Origin of the sequence: Micromonospora auratinigra, assembly GCF_900089595.1 — a bacterium.
GTDB classification, from domain to species: domain Bacteria; phylum Actinomycetota; class Actinomycetes; order Mycobacteriales; family Micromonosporaceae; genus Micromonospora; species Micromonospora auratinigra.
In genome coordinates, this window is the sequence record NZ_LT594323.1 from 4904252 (window position 1) to 4921945 (window position 17694).

At 74.4% G+C, this 17694-nt stretch carries 20 protein-coding genes and 1 pseudogene; 12 read left to right on the top strand and 9 right to left on the bottom strand.

Going from position 1 to position 17694, the window contains the following annotated elements; all coding sequences use genetic code 11:
• Positions 1-34: 34 nt before the first annotated feature.
• From GA0070611_RS22050 to GA0070611_RS22060, 3 genes are all read right to left on the bottom strand, one after another.
• Positions 35-757, bottom strand: a complete 723-nt coding sequence (locus tag GA0070611_RS22050) for an AIM24 family protein (protein ID WP_091667387.1) — start codon at positions 755-757, stop codon at positions 35-37.
• A 96-nt stretch (positions 758-853) separates the two neighbouring features.
• Positions 854-1198, bottom strand: a complete 345-nt coding sequence (locus GA0070611_RS22055; protein WP_197676025.1) for a metallopeptidase family protein — start codon at positions 1196-1198, stop codon at positions 854-856.
• A gap of 78 nt (positions 1199-1276) precedes the next feature.
• Positions 1277-1705 (bottom strand): OsmC family protein, encoded by a 429-nt coding sequence (locus GA0070611_RS22060; RefSeq protein ID WP_091667389.1) that lies wholly within the window; start codon positions 1703-1705, stop codon positions 1277-1279.
• 133 nt (positions 1706-1838) lie between these two features.
• On the opposite strand from GA0070611_RS22060, the gene GA0070611_RS22065 reads away from it, so the two are divergent.
• The 3 genes from GA0070611_RS22065 (at position 1839) to GA0070611_RS22075 (ending at position 4361) form a co-directional block, all read left to right on the top strand.
• The gene (locus GA0070611_RS22065) at positions 1839-2558 is read left to right on the top strand and encodes a hypothetical protein (RefSeq protein WP_091667392.1); all 720 of its coding nucleotides are present in this window, start codon (positions 1839-1841) and stop codon (positions 2556-2558) included.
• Positions 2559-2724: 166 nt separating this feature from the next.
• Positions 2725-3546, top strand: coding sequence for an HAD family hydrolase (locus tag GA0070611_RS22070; RefSeq protein WP_091667395.1), 822 nt, complete (start codon positions 2725-2727; stop codon positions 3544-3546).
• Complete coding sequence (locus GA0070611_RS22075; protein WP_091667397.1) at positions 3546-4361, top strand: HAD family hydrolase; 816 nt, start codon at positions 3546-3548, stop codon at positions 4359-4361. Before GA0070611_RS22070 ends, GA0070611_RS22075 begins: the two co-directional genes overlap by 1 nt.
• Before the next feature lie 36 nt (positions 4362-4397).
• Here the strand turns inward: GA0070611_RS22075 and GA0070611_RS22080 are convergent, their stop codons facing one another.
• Positions 4398-4988: a bacterial proteasome activator family protein gene (locus GA0070611_RS22080; protein WP_091667399.1), complete on the bottom strand. Its 591-nt coding sequence runs from the start codon at positions 4986-4988 to the stop codon at positions 4398-4400.
• 86 nt (positions 4989-5074) lie between these two features.
• On the opposite strand from GA0070611_RS22080, the gene GA0070611_RS22085 reads away from it, so the two are divergent.
• Together GA0070611_RS22085 and GA0070611_RS22090 are read left to right on the top strand one after the other, a co-directional pair.
• The gene (locus tag GA0070611_RS22085) at positions 5075-5902 is read left to right on the top strand and encodes an alpha/beta hydrolase family protein (RefSeq protein ID WP_091667401.1); all 828 of its coding nucleotides are present in this window, start codon (positions 5075-5077) and stop codon (positions 5900-5902) included.
• A 49-nt stretch (positions 5903-5951) separates the two neighbouring features.
• Positions 5952-7172 carry an ABC transporter substrate-binding protein gene (locus GA0070611_RS22090; RefSeq protein ID WP_091667403.1) on the top strand — a complete coding sequence of 407 codons (1221 nt, stop codon included), beginning with the start codon at positions 5952-5954 and terminating at the stop codon, positions 7170-7172.
• A gap of 79 nt (positions 7173-7251) precedes the next feature.
• On the opposite strand, the gene ddaH is transcribed toward GA0070611_RS22090, so the two are convergent.
• Positions 7252-8085: a dimethylargininase gene (ddaH, locus tag GA0070611_RS22095; RefSeq protein ID WP_407940382.1), complete on the bottom strand. Its 834-nt coding sequence runs from the start codon at positions 8083-8085 to the stop codon at positions 7252-7254.
• A gap of 59 nt (positions 8086-8144) precedes the next feature.
• Here ddaH and GA0070611_RS22100 point away from each other — a divergent pair, with 59 nt between their 5' ends.
• The gene (locus GA0070611_RS22100; RefSeq protein ID WP_091667408.1) at positions 8145-8603 is read left to right on the top strand and encodes an Lrp/AsnC family transcriptional regulator; all 459 of its coding nucleotides are present in this window, start codon (positions 8145-8147) and stop codon (positions 8601-8603) included.
• 61 nt (positions 8604-8664) lie between these two features.
• A complete protein-coding gene (locus GA0070611_RS22105; protein ID WP_091667411.1) occupies positions 8665-9621 on the top strand; it encodes a zinc-binding dehydrogenase in 957 nt (318 codons plus the stop codon).
• Between the two features lie 55 nt (positions 9622-9676).
• On the opposite strand, the gene GA0070611_RS22110 is transcribed toward GA0070611_RS22105, so the two are convergent.
• From GA0070611_RS22110 to mobA, 3 genes are all read right to left on the bottom strand, one after another.
• Positions 9677-10777, bottom strand: coding sequence for a T3SS (YopN, CesT) and YbjN peptide-binding chaperone 1 (locus tag GA0070611_RS22110; protein WP_091667413.1), 1101 nt, complete (start codon positions 10775-10777; stop codon positions 9677-9679).
• Between the two features lie 103 nt (positions 10778-10880).
• On the bottom strand, positions 10881-11138 hold the full coding sequence (locus GA0070611_RS22115) for a DUF6457 domain-containing protein (RefSeq protein ID WP_091673274.1): 258 nt from the start codon (positions 11136-11138) through the stop codon (positions 10881-10883).
• Complete coding sequence (gene mobA / locus GA0070611_RS22120) at positions 11135-11737, bottom strand: molybdenum cofactor guanylyltransferase (protein ID WP_091673271.1); 603 nt, start codon at positions 11735-11737, stop codon at positions 11135-11137. Before mobA ends, GA0070611_RS22115 begins: the two co-directional genes overlap by 4 nt.
• A gap of 194 nt (positions 11738-11931) precedes the next feature.
• Here mobA and fdhD point away from each other — a divergent pair, with 194 nt between their 5' ends.
• Positions 11932-12795: a formate dehydrogenase accessory sulfurtransferase FdhD gene (gene fdhD, locus GA0070611_RS22125; protein ID WP_091667416.1), complete on the top strand. Its 864-nt coding sequence runs from the start codon at positions 11932-11934 to the stop codon at positions 12793-12795.
• 50 nt (positions 12796-12845) lie between these two features.
• Here the strand turns inward: fdhD and GA0070611_RS22130 are convergent, their stop codons facing one another.
• Positions 12846-13898, bottom strand: a complete 1053-nt coding sequence (locus GA0070611_RS22130; RefSeq protein WP_091667419.1) for a DUF4192 domain-containing protein — start codon at positions 13896-13898, stop codon at positions 12846-12848.
• A 163-nt stretch (positions 13899-14061) separates the two neighbouring features.
• On the opposite strand from GA0070611_RS22130, the gene GA0070611_RS22135 reads away from it, so the two are divergent.
• The 4 genes and pseudogenes from GA0070611_RS22135 to GA0070611_RS32530 all read left to right on the top strand — a co-directional run.
• Entirely contained in the window at positions 14062-14976 is a 915-nt protein-coding gene (locus tag GA0070611_RS22135) for a fructosamine kinase family protein (RefSeq protein WP_091667423.1), read from the top strand.
• Positions 14973-15989, top strand: coding sequence for a GTP 3',8-cyclase MoaA (gene moaA / locus GA0070611_RS22140; protein ID WP_091667426.1), 1017 nt, complete (start codon positions 14973-14975; stop codon positions 15987-15989). Before GA0070611_RS22135 ends, moaA begins: the two co-directional genes overlap by 4 nt.
• Before the next feature lie 3 nt (positions 15990-15992).
• Positions 15993-16238 (top strand): MoaD/ThiS family protein, encoded by a 246-nt coding sequence (locus GA0070611_RS22145; RefSeq protein ID WP_091667428.1) that lies wholly within the window; start codon positions 15993-15995, stop codon positions 16236-16238.
• 116 nt (positions 16239-16354) lie between these two features.
• Positions 16355-17692 (top strand): annotated as a pseudogene (locus GA0070611_RS32530) (metallophosphoesterase); the annotation flags it as partial.
• Positions 17693-17694 lie beyond the last annotated feature (2 nt).

Here is a 17694-nt window from a genome sequence, read left to right on the forward strand (position 1 = left end):
GGACGCCCACCGGGGGCCTCCCCGCACCCACGGGTCACTGCAGCAGGCCGCCGAGCAGGCCGCCCTGCTGCTGCTGGGCGCCGCTGCCGGCCACCGGGGGCTCCTCCGACGGCTGGACCACGACGAAGCCCTGACCGGCGAAGCTCATGGTGAACGCCTCGCCGGTGCTCCGGCCCAGCAGCGTGCCGAGGCCGAGCTGCTCGGCCCGGTGGTAGCCGGTCTGGAGGTTGGCCGACCAGCAGACCGCCGCCTGCGGGTCGACGTAGGTCGGGGCGTCGACGTTGAGCACCACCGGGGTGCCCTTGGTGGTGATGGCGATCCGGCCGTGACCGCTGAAGACGCAGTTGAACAGGCCGGCGGACGAGGCGAAGCCGACACCGCTGACCATCTTGATGTCGTACTGGAGGGTCGAGTCGAAGGCCAGCACGCTGGACCCGTTGATCGACAGCGCGTCGCCGGGCTCCAGGTCGATGATGTGCACGTCCTTGGACAGGTCGGCGAGGAAGACGTCACCCCGGCCGCTCAGCTTCATCAGCGGGACGCCCTCGCCGGTGAGCCGCTGCTTGATGAACTTGCCGATGCCGCCGGAGCCCAGCGCCTGGAACTGCACCTGGCCCTGGTACGCCACCATCGAGCCGACGCGGGCCATCGCCTCGCCGTTCAGCTCGATCTTCAGCATCTTGGAGTTCTGCAGCCGCATGCCCGGCTGCTGGGACTCCTTCTCGAGGTTCTCCGCGGAGAAGAGCGCACTGCGCATGGACTTCGTTCCTCCTGCATCGGGGTGTGCCTGCCCGCAGGTTAGGCGAGCCGCGCAACGCCGGGGATCGGCCGAGCGGGGCGCAGCGCCCGCCGGTCAGCCCCAGCCGAGGGCGTGCAGCCGATCGTCGTCGATGCCGAAGTGGTGGGCGATCTCGTGCACCACGGTCACCGCCACCTCCTCGACGACGTCCTCCTCGGTGTCGCAGATCCGCAGGATCGGGCGGCGGTAGATGAGGATCCGGTCGGGCAGCACACCGGCGTAGTCCCAGCCCCGTTCGGTGAGCGCGTGCCCCTCGTAGAGGCCGAGCAGGTCCTCGCCGGGGGGCGGGTCGTCCTCGACCAGGATGACCACGTTGCTCATCAGCCCGAGCAGTTCCTCGGGCACCTCGTCGAGGGCCTCGCCGACCAGTTCCTCGAACCGTTCCCGGCTCATCTGCACGGCCACGCCGCCCGTGCTCCTTCCTGGTCGGCACGGCAGGGGTGCCCGGCCCGGGCGCCCCTGCCGGGACGGAACTCGTCAGGCGAGGCGGGCGTCCAGGGTGATCTGCGCGCCGGGGGAGAGCAGCCGGGAGATCGGGCAGTTCTCCTTGGCCGCCTCGGCCAGCTTGCTGAACTGGGCGGCGTCCATGCCCGGCACCTGGCCGACCGTCTCCAGGTCGATCCGGGTCACGGTCATGCCCGCGTCGGTCTTGTCGAAGTGCACCTTGGCGGTGGTCTCGACGGAGGTGTCGGTGGCACCCGCGTCGGCGAGCTGCTTGGAGAGGGCCATCGAGAAGCAGCCCGCGTGCGCGGCGCCGATCAGCTCCTCGGGATTGGTCCCCTCACCCTCCTCGAAACGCGACTTGAAGGAGTAGTTGCCGGTGAGACCGCCCTTGCCGGTGCGGACCGTGCCGGCCCCCTCGGTGAGGTTGCCCTGCCAGTGTGCGGAAGCGGTACGGATAGGCATGGCACCGACGCTAACCGAAAGCGGGACGCGCCGCACCGGCCGTCGGTGAGCCGGGACGCGGAATCGCGGTCCGTGTTCCGGCGTGCCGGCTGTGTCAAGATTCGACGCAGGCCCTCGACGCGGAAGGTGGCCGATGTCCCAGGATCTCCCCATCCCCCGGCAGGACAACCGGTCCGACGGCACGACCGTGGTGGAGTGGGGCGACCCGGACCCCGCCCCGCCGGGCCGGGCCGCCCGCTCGCTGGCCGCGATCGGCCGCGACCACCGCCTGCCGCCGGTGGTCGCCGGGCTCGGCGCGGTGGCGGCGGTCGCCTCCCTGGTCGGGGAGTGGCTGGTGATGACCGTGCCGAACGGCGGACCGGAGGGCAACACCACCGTGCGGGTCCCGGGTGGGGTGGCCGAGGTGGGCGGCTTCGGGGTGGCCTACCTGGGGGGCCTGCTCGCCCTGACCGCCGCGGTGGCGCTGGCGCTGCGCGGCACCGCGGGCGTACGGCAGAACGCCCGGGTGGCCGGTCTGGGGCTCGCCGGGGCCACGTTGGGGCTGCTCGGCGCGGCGGCCTTCTCGCTGGACGCCATGGCCCGGCGCACCCTCTTCTACTCCCCCGAGGACGGCTTCCGGGTGGAGTACGGGCGCGGGCTGACCGCCGCCTTCGTGACGATCGTGCTGCTGGCCGCCGCCCTGTACCTGGCCGGACGGACCGCCGTGCCCGAGACCGGGTCGGACGCCGGGCCCGGAATTGGACCGGCCGCACCGGGGCGGCGTCGTGCCCGGGAGGACGAGCTGCCGCCCGCGCCGGCGGACCTGACCGTCGGGCCGGTCGCGCCGTTCGCGCGCCCCGAGCCGCCGCGCTGAGCCGGCCGGCCCCGGCCACCTGACGGCCGCCCCGGGTTGGTGCCCGATTCGCCGAAACACCGTGGTTGCTGCCCATTGCGCGAGATACGGTTGCTGCCCGCCGTCGGCGAGAGCCACGGCACCGAGGACCAGGGCGACGGCGACGGCGGCGGGCGAAGGAGGAACCATGACCCGCCCGGGACTGCCCAAGCTGATCGCCACCGACCTCGACGGCACCCTCGTCCGCAGCGACGACACCGTCTCCGCGTACACCCACGGGGTGCTGGACCGGGTCCGGGCCGCCGGGATCCCGGTGGTCGGCGCGACCGGCCGCGGGCCGCGCCTGACCGAGCTGACCCGCAACGACATCCGCGCCGCCGACTTCCTGGTGATGGCCGGTGGCGGCCGGGTGGTGGACCAGAGCGACCCGGACGGGCCGCTGGTGCTGCGCGACGAGCGGCTCTCCGCCGAGGTGCTGGCCGGGCTCCTCGCCGACCTGGAGGCCGCGGTGGGCCCGCTGACCGTGATGGTCGAGGCGTCCGACGAGCACGACGCGCCGCTCTGGGGTGACTACCACCCGAGCTGGCCCTACCAGGACCGGTTCGAGGCGCGCAGCCGGGCCGAGTGCCTCTCCTGCGACGTGATCAAGGCGTTCGCCCGGACCGCCGACCACCACGTGGACGAGCTGCTCGCGGTGGCCCGGGGGATCGTCCCGGCGGAGCTGGCCACCGTCACCCAGGCCGGGCTCGGCTTCATCGAGATCTGCCCGCCGGGGGTGGACAAGTCCACCGGGCTGAGCGTGGTCGCCGAACGGCTCGGGGTCGATCCGGCCGAGGTGCTGGTCTTCGGCGACCAGCCCAACGACCTGCCGATGTTCGGCTGGGCCGGTTGGGCCCGGGTGGCGGTCGCCAACGCCCACCCGGAGGTCCGCGCGGCCGCCGACGAGATCACCCTGCGCAACGACGACGACGGCGTCGCGGTCTACCTGGACCGGCTACTCTCCCGGTGATGGGAGAGCCACCCCGCCTCGTCGCCACCGACATCGACGGCACGCTGCTCCGGGACGACCGCACGCTCAGCCCGCGGACCGCGGCGGCGCTGGCCCGGATCGCCGCCGTGGGCACGCCGGTCGTGCTGGTCACCGGCCGCCCGATCCGCTGGCTCCCGCTGGTGTACGAGCAGCTCGCCGAGCCGCTGCCGGCGATCTGCGCGAACGGCGCGGTGGTGTACGACCCGGTCACCGACGAGGTGCTGCGGGCCGACCCGCTGGCCCCGGAACTGCTGGCCGAGGTGGCCCGGCGGCTGCGGGCCGAGGTGCCCGGGGTGAGCTTCGCCGTGGAGATCGTGGACAGCCGGCAGATGCGGCACGAGGCGCACTACCCGCTGCGCTGGGACGCCGACCACGAGGCGATCCGGGCGATCGGGTCGCCGGAGGAGCTGCACGCCGCACCGGCGGTGAAGCTGCTGGCCCGGGCCGGCGAGCAGGACCCGGACGCGTTCGTCCGGGTGGTGGCGGGGGCGTTGCAGGGGCTGGCCGAGGCGACCCACTCGTCGTACTCGGGGCTGGTCGAGATCTCCGCCGCCGGGGTCACCAAGGCGGCCGGCCTGGCCTGGTACGCGGCCCGACTCGGGATCGACGAACGGGACGTGCTGGCCTTCGGCGACATGCCGAACGACGTACCGATGCTGACCTGGGCCGGGCGGGGCGTGGCGGTCGCCAACGGGCACCCGGCGGTGCGGGAGATCGCCGACGAGGTCACCGCGTCGAACGAGGAGGACGGCGTGGCGGCGTACCTGGAGCGGTTCTTCCCCCCGACGGCCTGAGCGGCCGGGACGCGCGCGCCCCGGCCGCCGGCGGCGTCAGAGGTACTGGCCGGGGGTGTGCCCGTCGTTGGGCTGCGGCATCCCCGGCATGCCGGGAACCATGCCGCCGGGGCCGCTGGGCAGCGCGGCACGCCCGGAGCGCATCTGCTCCAGCTGCACCCGGGCGGCCATCTGCTGGGCCACCAGCGCCGCCTGAATGCCGTGGAACAGCCCTTCCAGCCAGCCGACCAGCTGTGCGTGGGCGATCCGCAGCTCGCCCTCGCTGGGGGCCTTCTCCTCGGTGAAGGGCAGCGAGATGCGCTCCAGCTCCTCGCGCAGCTCGGGCGCGAGGCCCTCCTTCAGCTCGACGATCGACCGCTCGTGGATCTCGCGCATCCGGTACCGGCTGGCGTCGTCGAGCGGGGCGGCCTTGACCTCCTCCAGCAGCTGCTTGATCATGCTGCCGATCCGCATCACCTTGGCCGGCTGCTCGACCAGGCGGGTCGGGTCCTCGCCCTGCCCCTCGTCGGTCTGCACCGTGCCGACCGGCCGACCGTCCGGCCCGACCACCACCACCGTGCCCGGGATGCTGTCGTTGTCCTGCTCGTTGTCCTGTCCGGCGGAGTGCGCTTCGGTCATGGCACCCATCTTTACCCAGCGCCCGCCGGGCACACGCGCCGGGACCGGCGGCGGGCCGGTGAACCACCCGGGCGGGGCGCGCTACCGTCGCCGGCATGGCCGCTGACCCGCGCGAGGTGCTCACCCGACCGTCCCCGCCGCCGGACGGCACGGTCGCCTACGGCGACCACCCCGACCAGTGTGCCGACCTGCGCCGACCGGCCGGTGACGGGCCGGCCCGGCCGCTGGTGGTGGTGGTGCACGGCGGCTTCTGGCGGGCCGAGTACGACCGCGGCCACACCGGTCCGATGGCCGCCGCCCTGGCCGCGTCGGGTCACCCGGTCGCGCAACTGGAGTACCGGCGCACCGGACAGCCGGGCTGGGGATGGCCGCACACCCTCGACGACGTGCTCGCCGGGGTGGCGGCGCTGCCGGCGCTGGCCGCCGCCGCGCTGCCCGGCCGGGTGTCGTCCGCGCCGCCGCTGCTGGTCGGCCACTCGGCGGGGGGCCACCTGGCGCTCTACGCCGCCGCGCGCGCCCCGGCCACGGTGGGTGGCGTGCTCGCGCTGGCGCCGGTCGCCGACCTGGCCGAGGCGTACCGGCTGGACCTGGACGGCGGGGCGGTGGCGGCGCTGCTCGGCGGTGGGCCGGCCGACGTCCCGGACCGGTACGCCACCAGCGATCCATCGGCATTGGTGCCGATTCGCGTACGCACAGTAGTCATACACGGGTCGCTGGACGAGCAGGTCCCGGTCGGGATGAGCCGTTCCTGGGTGGCCGCCGCACGCGCTGCCGGCAGCCCGGTGAGCCTGGTTGAGCTGCCCGAATGCGAGCATTTCGGATTGATCTCCCCCGACGCGACGGCGTGGCCGCAGGTAATGAGTGGGTTGCGTTCCCTGCACGATGATCTTCCGGCCATTGACGCAGCGTCGCCGACCAGGTAGAACGCCGATGGGGCGTGCCGCCCGGCAACCCTTACCGGGAAGGAAATCGGTGTCGCAGATGAACCGCAGGCGGGCACTTCAACTGCTGGCCGCACTGGGTACCACCGGGCTCGCGGCGGGCTGTGGCTCCGACACCGACGCCGGGAGTGGCAGCGGCCCGGGTCGGCCGATCAAGATCGGCCTCATCGTCCCCGGGGTCGGCCCCAACAAGGCCATCGGTGACGAGATCACCAACGGCTTCCAGCTCTTCCTCACCCTCAACGACCAGCAGCTCGGCGGCCACCCGGTCACCGTCGTCCCGGCCGAGGAGGGGGAGAACGCCAAGAGCGGCCAGGACGCGGTGAACCGCCTGGTCAAGGAGGGCGTCCTCGCGCTCACCGGGGTGGTCGGCGCGACGGTGATGTCCGGCATCCGGGAGACCGTCGAGGAGGCCCGGGTGCCGTTGATCGGCTCCAACGCCTCCCCGGCCAGCCTGCAGAGCGTGGTCTACATCTGGCGCACCTCGTACGTGCTCGACGAGCCGGGCGAGGCGCTCGGCACGTACCTGCGGCAGAGCGGGGTGCGGGGCCGGATCGCGATCTTCGGGGCGCAGGGCCCGGGCACCCGGGACGTCATCGACGGCTTCCGGCGCGGCTACGAGCAGAACGGTCTCCGCCTGACCGAGCAGCCGGTGCTCACCCCGGACAACCCGAACCCCGACCGGCGGTTCTTCCTCGGGGCGATCCGGGCCACGCTGGCGAAGCGACCCGACGCGATCTTCTGCAACTACTCGGGCGCGGCGGCGGTGCAGTTCATCAAGCAGCTCTACGAGGAGGGCTACCGGCACAAGGTGTACGCGCCCGGCTTCCTCACCGAGGGCACCGTGCTGAGCCAGCTGGACGACGGCGAGGGGGGCCAGGAACGGGCCCGCATCCTCCGGTACGGCATCGAGACCGCGATGAACTACTCGCCCGACCTCAACAACACGGCCAACCGCCTCTTCGCCTCCCGGTACCGCAGTACGTACAGCACCTCCCCGACCACCTACGCGATGGCCTCGTACGACGCCGCGCAGGTGCTGGACAAGGCGATCCGGCTGGTCGGGGCCGACCCCACCCCGCAGGCGGTCAACCTGGCGCTGGGCAAGATCGGCCAGATCGACAGCCCGCGCGGCGCCTGGCAGTTCAACCAGCCGCGCACCCCGCAGCAGAAGTGGTACCTGCGCCGGGTGCAGCTCGACGGCCGGCTGATGTCCAACGTCGTGGTCAACGAGCTGTCGACGCTGGGCTGACCGGCGCCCCCCGTACGCCGAACGGGCGGCCTCCCTGCCGGGAAGGCCGCCCGTTTCGCGCGGGGGGTGCGGAGGCGGGTCAGTGCCGCAGCTCCGCGATGCAGCACTTCACACTGCCGCCGCCCTTCTTCAGCTCGGCCAGCTCCACCGGCACCGGGTGGTAACCCGCCGCCTTGAGCTTGCCGGCCAGACGGGTCGCGTCGCTGTTCAGCACGACGTTGAGCCCGTCGCTGACCAGGTTCAGGCCGAACGACAGGGCGTCCTCGTCGTCGGCGATCACGGCGTCCGGGAAGAGCTGGGCCAGGACCTTCTGGCTGGCCGCCGAGAAGGCCCCCGGGTAGTAGACGACGTTCTCGTCGTCGATCGAGGCGAGCGCCACGTCCAGGTGGTAGAAGCGCGGGTCGACCAGGTGCAGCGAGACCACCGGGCGGGCCAACGCCTCCTGCGCCTCCGCGTGCGCGGCCACCTCGGTACGGAAGCCGTGGCCGGCGAGGATCAGCCCGCCGTGCGCGTCCGGCAGGTACGCGAAGTCGCCCTCACCCTCGTTGGTCTGGTTGGGCGCGATGAACCGCCAGCCGTGCTCCTCGTAGAACGCCCGGTGCGCGGCGGCCTCGGCGGCCCGCTGCTCGTGCTTGAACTGGGCGCCGTAGACCGTGCCGTCGACCACGAAGGCACCGTTGGCCGCGAACACCATGTCCGGCAGCCCACGCTCGGGCGTGAGCAGGTGCACCTCGTGACCGAGGCCGACGAGCGTCTCCCGCAGGCGGTCCCACTGCTTGACCGCCAGCTCCGCGTCGACCGGGGCGGTCACGTCCATCCACGGGTTGATCGCGTACTCGACCGCGAAGTGCTCGGGCGAGCACATGAGATATGTCCGCTTTCGCGGGACTCGCTGCTGGTTCACGGTCACCAAGAGTAGGTACGCTACAACTTTGGTAACAGCCACGACCATTGCTTCCCAGAGGCGGAACGTTGCAGATTGACGCGGTAGACCAGCGAATCATTGCGTTGCTCGTGGCTGATGCCCGGGCCTCGTACGCCGACATCGGGACACGGGTGTCACTCTCCGCCCCCGCCGTCAAGCGACGCGTCGACCGGCTCCGATCCGCCGGGGTGATCCGCGGCTTCACCGCGGTGGTCGACCCGGCCGCCGTCGGCTGGACCACCGAGGCGTTCGTCGAGCTCTTCTGCGCCGGCCGGACCACCCCGGCGCAGATCGGCGCCGCCGCCCGCCGGCACCCCGAGGTGGTCGGCGCGTACACCGTCTCCGGGGAGGCGGACGCCCTCGTGCACCTGCGCGCCGCCGACATCTCACACCTGGAGGAGGCGCTGGAGCGGCTGCGGGCCGAATCCTTCGTCACCTCGTCGCGCAGCACCATCGTGCTGTCCCGGCTCGTCGAGTCGCCGGGGGTCGGCCCCTCCGCCGGTTGACCTCAACCTGGCTTCATGGTGTCTGCTGGCCGGCGACTGGTCGACCGACGGGAGGCACGAGATGCGGGCGGTGTGGTTGCCGAGATTCGGCCCTCCGGAGGTGCTGGTACCCGGACCCGCGCCCGACCCCCGGCCCGGCCCCGGCCAGGTCGTGATCGAGGTGGCGCACGCCAACCTGACCTTCGTCGAGACCATGTTCCGGGCCACCGGGTTCGGACCGTTCCCCCGCGACCTGCCGGTGATCCCCGGCAACGGGGTCGGCGGCCGGATCCGCGAGGTGGGGTCGGACGTCGACCCGGCCCTCGTCGGGCTGGCCGTGGTCAGCGCCACCGGCGGCACCGGCGGGTACGCCGAACGCGTCGCCGTGCCCGCGTCCGCGCCGCTCCCGGTGCCCGACGGGTTGCCGCTGGACGCGGCGGTCGCGCTGCTCGCCGACGGTCGTACCGCCCTCCTGCTGGCCCGGGCGGCCGGCCTGCGACCCGGTGAACGGGTCCTGGTGGAAGCGGCGGCCGGCGGGGTGGGCACCCTGCTCACCCAACTCGCCACCGCCGCCGGTGCCCGGGTCGTCGCCGCCGCCGGTGGCGCGCACAAGACGGCGCTCCTCCGGCAACGCGGGCTGGACGTGGTGATCGACTACCGGGAGCCGGACTGGGCCGAGCGGGTACGCGCCGCCACCGGCGGGGTCGACGTGGTCCTCGACGGGGTCGGTGGACCGATCGCCCGGACCGCCTTCGACCTGCTCGGACCGGGTGGTCGGATGCTCAGCTTCGGCATGGCCGGCGGCAGCTGGGCCGACCTCTCCCCGGAGTCCGCCGCCACCCGGGGGATCACCCTGCTCCGCCCGAGCGCGCCGCCGGACGAGCTGCGCGCGCTGACCGCCCGGGCGCTCGCCGAGGGGGCCGCCGGTCGACTCCGACCGCTGATCGGCCAGCGCTTCCCACTGGAACAGGCCGCCGCCGCCCACGCCGCCATCGAGTCCCGCGCCACAACCGGCAAGACCCTCCTGGACCTCCCCTGACCGCGTGCCACCGGGGCCGTCCCGCGCGGAGCCGTGAATCAGCGGCTGGAGACTGTCAGAGGTACATGCCGGTGCGGTGTTCCGAGGAGGGGCGGGAGGGCTTGTCGCCCTCGCCGAAGAAGCGCTTGCCACCGAACTCGCCGTGCAGCCGGTCGTCCAACTCGTCCGCGAGCCCGGTCATCACCTGCACCGCGAGCATCAGGTGGGTGGCCTGGAAGTTGCGCCCGAAGACCGGGATCGAGGCCCAGACCGTGTCGTCGGCGCAGTAGAGGCGACCGATCGGCATCCGGTTGGTCAGCTCGGAGAGCTTCACGTAGAGGCGCTCGGTCGGCTCCACCTCGGTCAGCACCGGGGAGAAGACGTCGACCAGCGGCGGGTTGTCGCGTACCCGGACGAAGACCATCGCCGAACCGGCCCGGATGTTGATGTCGCCGTCGGAGTCGACCTGCAACTGGTCGGAATTCGACTTGAGCATGGTCGACACCACCGTGCGGACCCGCTCCTCGAGGGCGAGCACGTCGTTCTCGGCGGCCTGGGCGTTGGCCGCCGCCGCCAGTGCCTCCTCCAGGTCGGCCTCGACGTCCCGGTCCGGGCCGAACTCGCTGCGGGCGGTGCCGAGCGGCTCCACCGGCAGCGCCTCCCCCTCGGCGTCGTGCACCAGGTAGACCAGGAAGGCGGGGTGCGGCGCGCCGTACACGTCGCGCAGCGTGCGGGACAGGACGGCCGCCAGCCGGGTCGCCTCGTCGACCGCGCTGTTCAGGCCGAACTGCTCGCCCGAGCCCTCCACCACGCCGGGCGGGGACCAGCCCAGCGCGATCATGTCCGCCACGGCCGCCCGGTCCAGCCGGTAGCCCTGCGGAAGGGTGGCGTTGCCGACCGCCCGGGCGGACAGCCGGCCCTCGTCGCCGAGGTCCACGCTGATCGAGTAGACGGCGTCGCCGGTCCCGGAGGCGGTCGGGTCGAGCGTCAACTCCAGGTGCGCGCCGGTGGGCAGGCCGCGCAGCCGGTCGGCCAGCGCCCGGGCGAAGTCCCGCCAGGCCTCGGTGACCTTGGCCCGGAGGTCGGCCGTGCTCGGCTCGTCCAGCAGGACCGGCTCGTACTGATCCGGCGTACCGCCGGTGTCGTCACCGGCCGGCGAGGGGTGGGCTGCCGTCATGATCGCCTCCGTCCGTCACGGGCCACCCTACCCAGGGACCGCCGACGCCGAACCGCGCACGGACCGGGATCGGACAGTGGGGTGGAGAACAGGCCGGGACGGCTCACCCGGTGGGGGCGGTGCCGTCCAACTCCACCGGCCAGGAGCCGGCCAGCCGGCTCAGCCGGGCGGCCGTCGCGGCGGGATCGGCGCCCCGACCCACCGCCACCCCGAGCAGGTACGCGCTGACCGGCGCGCCCGGCCGGAGCACCTGGTGCGCCACGTCCTTCGCCAGATCCAGCACCATCGGCACCGACACCTCGGCCGGGTCCAGGTCCAGCTCGGCGCAGGCCGCCGTGACCCAGTCGTCCATCACCGTCATCGCGTCCACTCCTCGGCCCGACGTACGTCCTCGTCAGTGTCGCAGTCGAACCAGGGCGGCGGCCCCGAGCCGGACCAGGAGACCTCCCGGACGGCCGTCCCGGCCAGCAGCCCGCGTACCGGGGCACCGCCGACCGTGCCACCCCGCTCGGCGGCGAGCCGGGTCAGGGCGGTCCGCAGCGCGTCGACCCGCCACACCCCGCAGAGCTGCTGCCGGCGACCGTCGTCGTCCACGTAGCAGGCGCCGTCGGCCGCCGGTGACCCGTCGAGCGCGTGGCGCAGGGCTGCGACCGCAGTGGGGGTGAGCAGGGGCAGGTCCCCGGCGAGCAGGGCGACGGTGGGCGTACCGGGGCCGAGCAGGGCCAGCCCGGCGGCGGTGGCGGCGACCGGGCCACCGCCCGACGGCACCTCCCGGGTCACCCGGACGCCGCCGGGGAGAGCCCCGGCGGGGCCGACCACGATCCGCGGCGACGCGTCGGCCACCGCCGCGAGCACCCGGTGCAGCATCGGGCGACCGCCGACCGCGCGGGCCGGCTTGTCCACCCCGCCCATCCGGCGCGCCGCGCCGCCGGAGAGCACCACCGCCGCGTACGCCGTCACGACGCCCACGCTAGCCGCCCGCGCCCGGGCGGGGCGGCACCCGCCGGGGCCCGGGCCCCGGCACGGCCGGACGAGGCCGGGACCTGAGCGGGGCCGCCCGAGCCGGGCCGACGCCCGAGCCGGCGACAGCGGGGCCGGACGGGAGCCGGGGACTCGCCGTGCGGGTGGATGGGCGTGCGGGGCAGGATGGCGGGATGGGACGGGCGACTGACCGGCGGGGCGTGCTCCGGATCGACCTCGACGCGGGGGCGGACGGGCGTGCCCGGGTGCGGCGACAGGACACCCTGGCGGTGGAGGAGCCGCTGGAGATCCGGGTCGGTCCGGCCGGTCCCGGCCGGCGGAAGCCGCTGGCGGTGACGATGCGTACCCCCGGCGACGACCTGGACCTGGCGCTCGGCTTCCTGCTCACCGAAGGGTTGATCCGCTCGGCCGACGACGTGCACACCGCGCAGCTCTGCGCCGGGGCGGAGACCCCGAACACCTACAACGTGGTCGACGTGGTGCTCTCCCCCGGCGTGCCCGAGCCCACCACCGACCCGGCCCGCAACTTCTACACCACCAGCTCGTGCGGGGTCTGTGGCAAGGCGAGCATCGACTCCGTCCGGACCCGGTCGCTCTTCGCGGTGCGGGACGATCCGTTGCGCGCCACCGCTGAACTGCTCGCCACCCTGCCCGACCGGCTGCGCGCCGGCCAGCGGGGCTTCGACCGGACCGGGGGACTGCACGCGGCCGGGCTCTTCTCGGCGGACGGCGAACTGGTGGTGCTGCGCGAGGACGTGGGGCGGCACAACGCGGTGGACAAGGTGATCGGCTGGGCCGTCCGGGAACGTCGGTTGCCGCTGGCCGGGCAGCTGCTGCTGGTGTCCGGCCGGGCCAGCTTCGAGCTGACCCAGAAGGCGTGGATGGCCGGGGTGCCGCTGCTCGCCGCGGTCTCCGCGCCCAGCACCCTCGCCGTCGAGCTGGCCGAGGAGGCCGGGATGACCCTGGTCGGCTTCCTGCGCGGCCGGGCCATGAACGTCTACGCCGGCGCGGAACGCATCGTCGGACCCGCCGGCTGAGCGGCGCCGGCCGCCGGTACACCGGACCGGTGGACCCGCCCGCCCGGGCATCAGATGTGCCGACGGGAGAACCGGCGGCGGCTGCGTCGGCGGACCACGCCCGGGAGGCCGACCTGCGGCCAGCCGTCCAGCGCGGACGGTGGGAGCCCGCCCCTCAGCAGGTCGTCCAGGAGCACCGCGAGGGAGTAGCCGGGATGGGTGGCGAGCACCCGTTCCAGCGCCACCACGGCCAGGGCGCCGTGTCCGGCGCGCCAGGCGGCGAAGGCGAGCAGGCTGCCCGGGGCGGCGATCAGCTCCGGCTCGGCCCGCCGCAGCACGTCGGTCCAGAGGCTGATGTCGGTGTCCCGGCCGTCGGTCCGTTCCCAGGCGTGGTCGCGTACCGGCAGCCGGGTGAGGAGCACGGTCAGCCAGGCCACCTCGTCGTCGGTCAACCGCTCGCCGCGCCGGTGCCGGCGGAACGCGGTGCGCACGGCCGCCACCCCGGCGGAGCGTACCGACCGGCCGCCGGCCAGGACGGTCTCGCTCGCCTCCTCGGTGAGGGCACCGAGTCGACCACGGGCCCGGGCGGTGGCGCGGCGCATGGCCACGCGTACCGGGCCGTCGAGCGCGGACACCTGCGCGGTCAGCGCGGCCCGGTCGGGCAGGGCGACCTGACCGGCGAAGACCGCCGCCGCGCTGACCTCGCTGGTTACCGGGTCGTACGGCGTACCGTCGGCCGGGCAGCACTCCGGTTCGGCGCACAGGTAGGACCACCACCGGCCGTCGGTGACCCGCAGCGCGTCGAGGACGAGCGTCCCGGCCGTGTCCAGCGCCTCGCCGACGGCGTCGACCACGGTGGTGACCCGGGCGGCCGGCCCGTAGCCGATGACGGTGGCGGAGTCGGTCTCCTGCCGGCCGACCACCTCGACCAGGTGCCGGGCGGCCGGCCGTGGGTCGGTGCCGGGCTCGGGCAGGTCGGCGCGGGCGGCGAAGACGACCCGCCGGCCCCGGAACGCCACCACGACGACGCTGTCGGCGGGGTGGAAGCCGAGCAGGTACGGCACGGCGGCGAGCAGGTCGGCGGGCGAGCGGACGGCGAGCCGGGGACGGTCGGTGGGAGTCATGCCGGGAGCCTGCGGCGGCGGACGGGCCGGCCGACAGGCCCTGTGGACGACACGCGCGTCATCCACAGATACGGAGAGTATCGGTGCAGGTGGAGGTCGATCGCCACGCGCCGGAGACGGCACACGACCCCCGGTCGTCGGTAGCACCGGCTACCTTGCGCTCATGGACCTGGCGTACCTGCGGGCACACCCGGAGCACCTGCCGACCTTCCTGACCCACCAGCGGATCCGGGAGACGCCGGTCTCCGGCGGGGACATCTGCGCCGCCTCCCGGCTCACCCTCGACGACGGGCACTCGGTCTTCGCCAAGACGTGGCCCGAACGGCACGGCCGGCCGGTGCCGGACGGGTTCTTCGCCACCGAGGCGGCCGGGCTCGGCTGGCTCCGCGAGGCGGGCACCGTGCCGGTGCCGGAGGTCGTGGTGGCGCTACCGGAGCTGCTGGCGTTGGAGTGGATCGAGCCGGGCGAGCCGAGCCCGGAGGCGGCCGAGCGGTTCGGGCGCGAGCTGGCCGGGCTGCACCGGGCCGGGGCGGCGGCCTTCGGCGCGCCGTGGCCCGGGTTCATCGGGGCGCTCGGCCAGGACAACACGGCGGAGCCGGGTCCGTGGGGGGAGTGGTTCGCGCTGCGACGCATCCTGCCCTACCTGCGGGCGTCGGTCGACGGGGCCGCGCTCACCTCGGTCGAGGCGGGGTTGGTGGAGCAGCTCGTCGACCGGATCGGTGAGTTCGGCGGCGACGAACCACCCGCCCGGATCCACGGCGACCTGTGGCGCGGCAACCTGCTCTGGGGGGCCGACGAGCGGGTCTGGCTGGTCGATCCGGCGGCGCACGGTGGCCACCGCGAGACGGACCTCGCCCAGCTGGCCCTCTTCGGCGGGCCGCCGCACCTGGACCGGATCGTCGCCGCCTACCAGGAGGCGTGGCCGCTGTCCGACGGGTGGCGGGAGCGGGTGCCGCTGCACCAGCTGCACCTGCTGCTGGTGCACAGCTCGCTGTTCGGCACGGCCTACCGGGACGCGGTCGCCGGCGCGGCCCGGGGCGCGCTGCGGAGCCTCCCACGCGCTAACGTCGACAGATGACCGCCGTCCCGGAGAGCACCGACGGGGTCCTCGTCGACCGGTACGGCCGGGTCGCCCGGGACCTCCGGGTCTCGCTGACCGACAAGTGCAACCTGCGCTGCACCTACTGCATGCCGGCGGAGGGGCTGCCCTGGCTGGCCGGCCCGCAACTGCTCGGCGACGAGGAGATCGTCCGGCTGGTCCGGGTCGCGGTGGAGCGGCTCGGCGTCACCGAGGTGCGCTTCACCGGTGGCGAGCCGCTGATCCGCCCCGGTCTGCTCGGCATCGTGGCGGCGGTGGCCGCGTTGCGCCCCCGTCCCCGGATCTCGCTCACCACCAACGGCCTCGGCCTGGAGCGGCTCGCGCCCGCCCTGCGGACGGCCGGGCTCGACCGGGTGAACGTCTCCCTGGACACGCTGGACCGGGACCGGTTCGCCGCGCTGACCCGGCGGGACCGGCACGCCGACGTGCTCGCCGGGCTGGCCGGCGCGGCGCGGGCCGGGCTGACCCCAGTCAAGATCAACTCGGTGCTGATGCGCGGGGTCAACGACGACGAGGCGCCCGCCCTGCTGCGCTACGCCCTCACGCACGGCTACGAGCTGCGCTTCATCGAGCAGATGCCGCTGGACGCGCAGCACGGCTGGGACCGGTCGACCATGGTCACCGCGGCGGAGATCCTGGCCGCGCTCAAGCAGGAGTTCCCGCTCACCGCCGACCCGACCGAGCGGGGCGCGGCGCCCGCCGAGACCTGGCTGGTGGGTGACGGGCCGGCCCGGGTCGGCGTGATCGCCAGCGTGACCCGCCCGTTCTGCGGTGACTGCGACCGCACCCGGCTCACCGCCGACGGCCAGGTCCGCGCCTGCCTCTTCGCCACGGAGGAGTCCGACCTGCGCGGCGCGCTGCGGGCCGGGGCGGACGACGCCGAGCTGGCCCGCCGGTGGCGTACCGCGATGTGGGGCAAGCGAGCCGGGCACGGCATCGACGACCCGACCTTCCTGCAACCCGTCCGGCCGATGTCGGCGATCGGAGGCTGACCGGTGCAGCTCACCGTCCGGTACTTCGCCGGGGCACGGGCCGCCGCCGGCCGGCCGGAGGAGACCGCATCCGCGGGCCGCTCGCTGGACGAACTTGTCGACGAACTCGTCGCGCGGCACGGCGAACGGTTGGCCGTGGTGCTCAAGGCGGCGAGTTTCCTGGTCGACGGGGTGGCCTGCCATGATCGTCGGACACCGCTGCCGGCCGGGGCGACGGTCGACGTGCTGCCGCCGTTCGCCGGCGGCTGAGGGGAGCCCGGGTGTTGGCGATGGCGATGTTCCTCGTCTTCGTGTTGCTCGTCACCGTCGGGATCCACCTCTACCTCTGGAAGCGGCTGGTGCGGGACACCACCCGCCCCGGCCCGGTGCGGCGGGTCGGCGGGATCGTCGTCCTCGTGCTCGGGGTGCTGATCCCGGCCACGATGATCGGCACCCGGGCGGGCCTGGACTGGTTCGCCTGGCCGGGCTTCCTCTGGCTGGCCCTGATGTTCTACCTGCTGGTCGTGCTGCTGGTGCTGGAAGTGCCGATGGCGGTGGCGAAGCTGGCCCTGCGCCGCCGGACCCGGGCCGCCGCTCCGGCCGCCGACGCGCCGGCCCCGGCCCTGGTCGGCGCGGGTAGCCGCACGGCCACCGGCCCGACCGAGCCTGCGACTGGCGACCGGACGGCCGGCGACCCGGCCGGACCCGCGCCCGACGCGGTGACCGGGAACGGCGCACGGGCCGGGAACGACCCACGAGCCGGGAGCGGCGCACGGGCCGGGAGCGGCCCACGAGCCGGGAGCGACCCGCAGGCCGGGAGCGACCCGCAGGACGGGGGCGGAGCGGGAACGGCCGACGACGCACGGGCCGCGACGCCCGACCATGACCCGTCGCGGCGACTGCTGCTGGCCCGGGGCGCGGCGATCTTCGCCGGGCTCACCGCGGCCGGCATCACCGGGTACGGCGTCCGCACCGCGCTGGGTCCGCCGCAGCTGGACCGGGTCCGGATCCCGCTGGCGAAGCTCCCCCGCGCCATGGACGGCCTGCGGATCGCCACCGTCTCCGACATCCACCTCGGGCCGCTGGCCGGCCGGGCGCACACCGAGCGGATCGTCGCGATGATCAACCGGTTGGACGCCGACCTGGTGGCGATCGTCGGCGACCTGGTCGACGGCTCGGTGGCCGAGCTGGGCGAGGCGGCCGAGCCGCTGCGGGACCTCCGCTCCCGGCACGGCAGCTTCTTCGTGACCGGCAACCACGAGTACTACTCCGGGGTCGAGGAGTGGGTCCGCGAGGTGGACCGGCTCGGCGTGCGGGTGCTGCAGAACGAGCGGCAGGAGATCCGCGCCCGGGGCGGGGTGCTGGACCTGGCCGGGGTGAACGACGTGACGGCCGCCGGGACCGGGCTGGCGGCGCCGGCCGACTACGCCGCCGCGCTCGGCGACCGGGACCCGAGCCGCCCGGTGGTGCTGCTGGCCCACCAGCCGGTGGCCGCGCGGGAGGCGGCGCGGTTCGGCGTCGACCTGCAGCTCTCCGGGCACACCCACGGCGGCCAGATGGCCCCGTTCAACCTGCTGGTCCCGCTCCAGCAGCCGGTGGTCTCCGGCCTCGGCGAGGTGGACGGCACGAAGGTCTACGTGACCAACGGGGCCGGCTTCTGGGGGCCGCCGGTGCGGGTGGGCGCCCCGCCACAGGTGACCCTGGTCGAGCTGCGGGCCCCATAGCG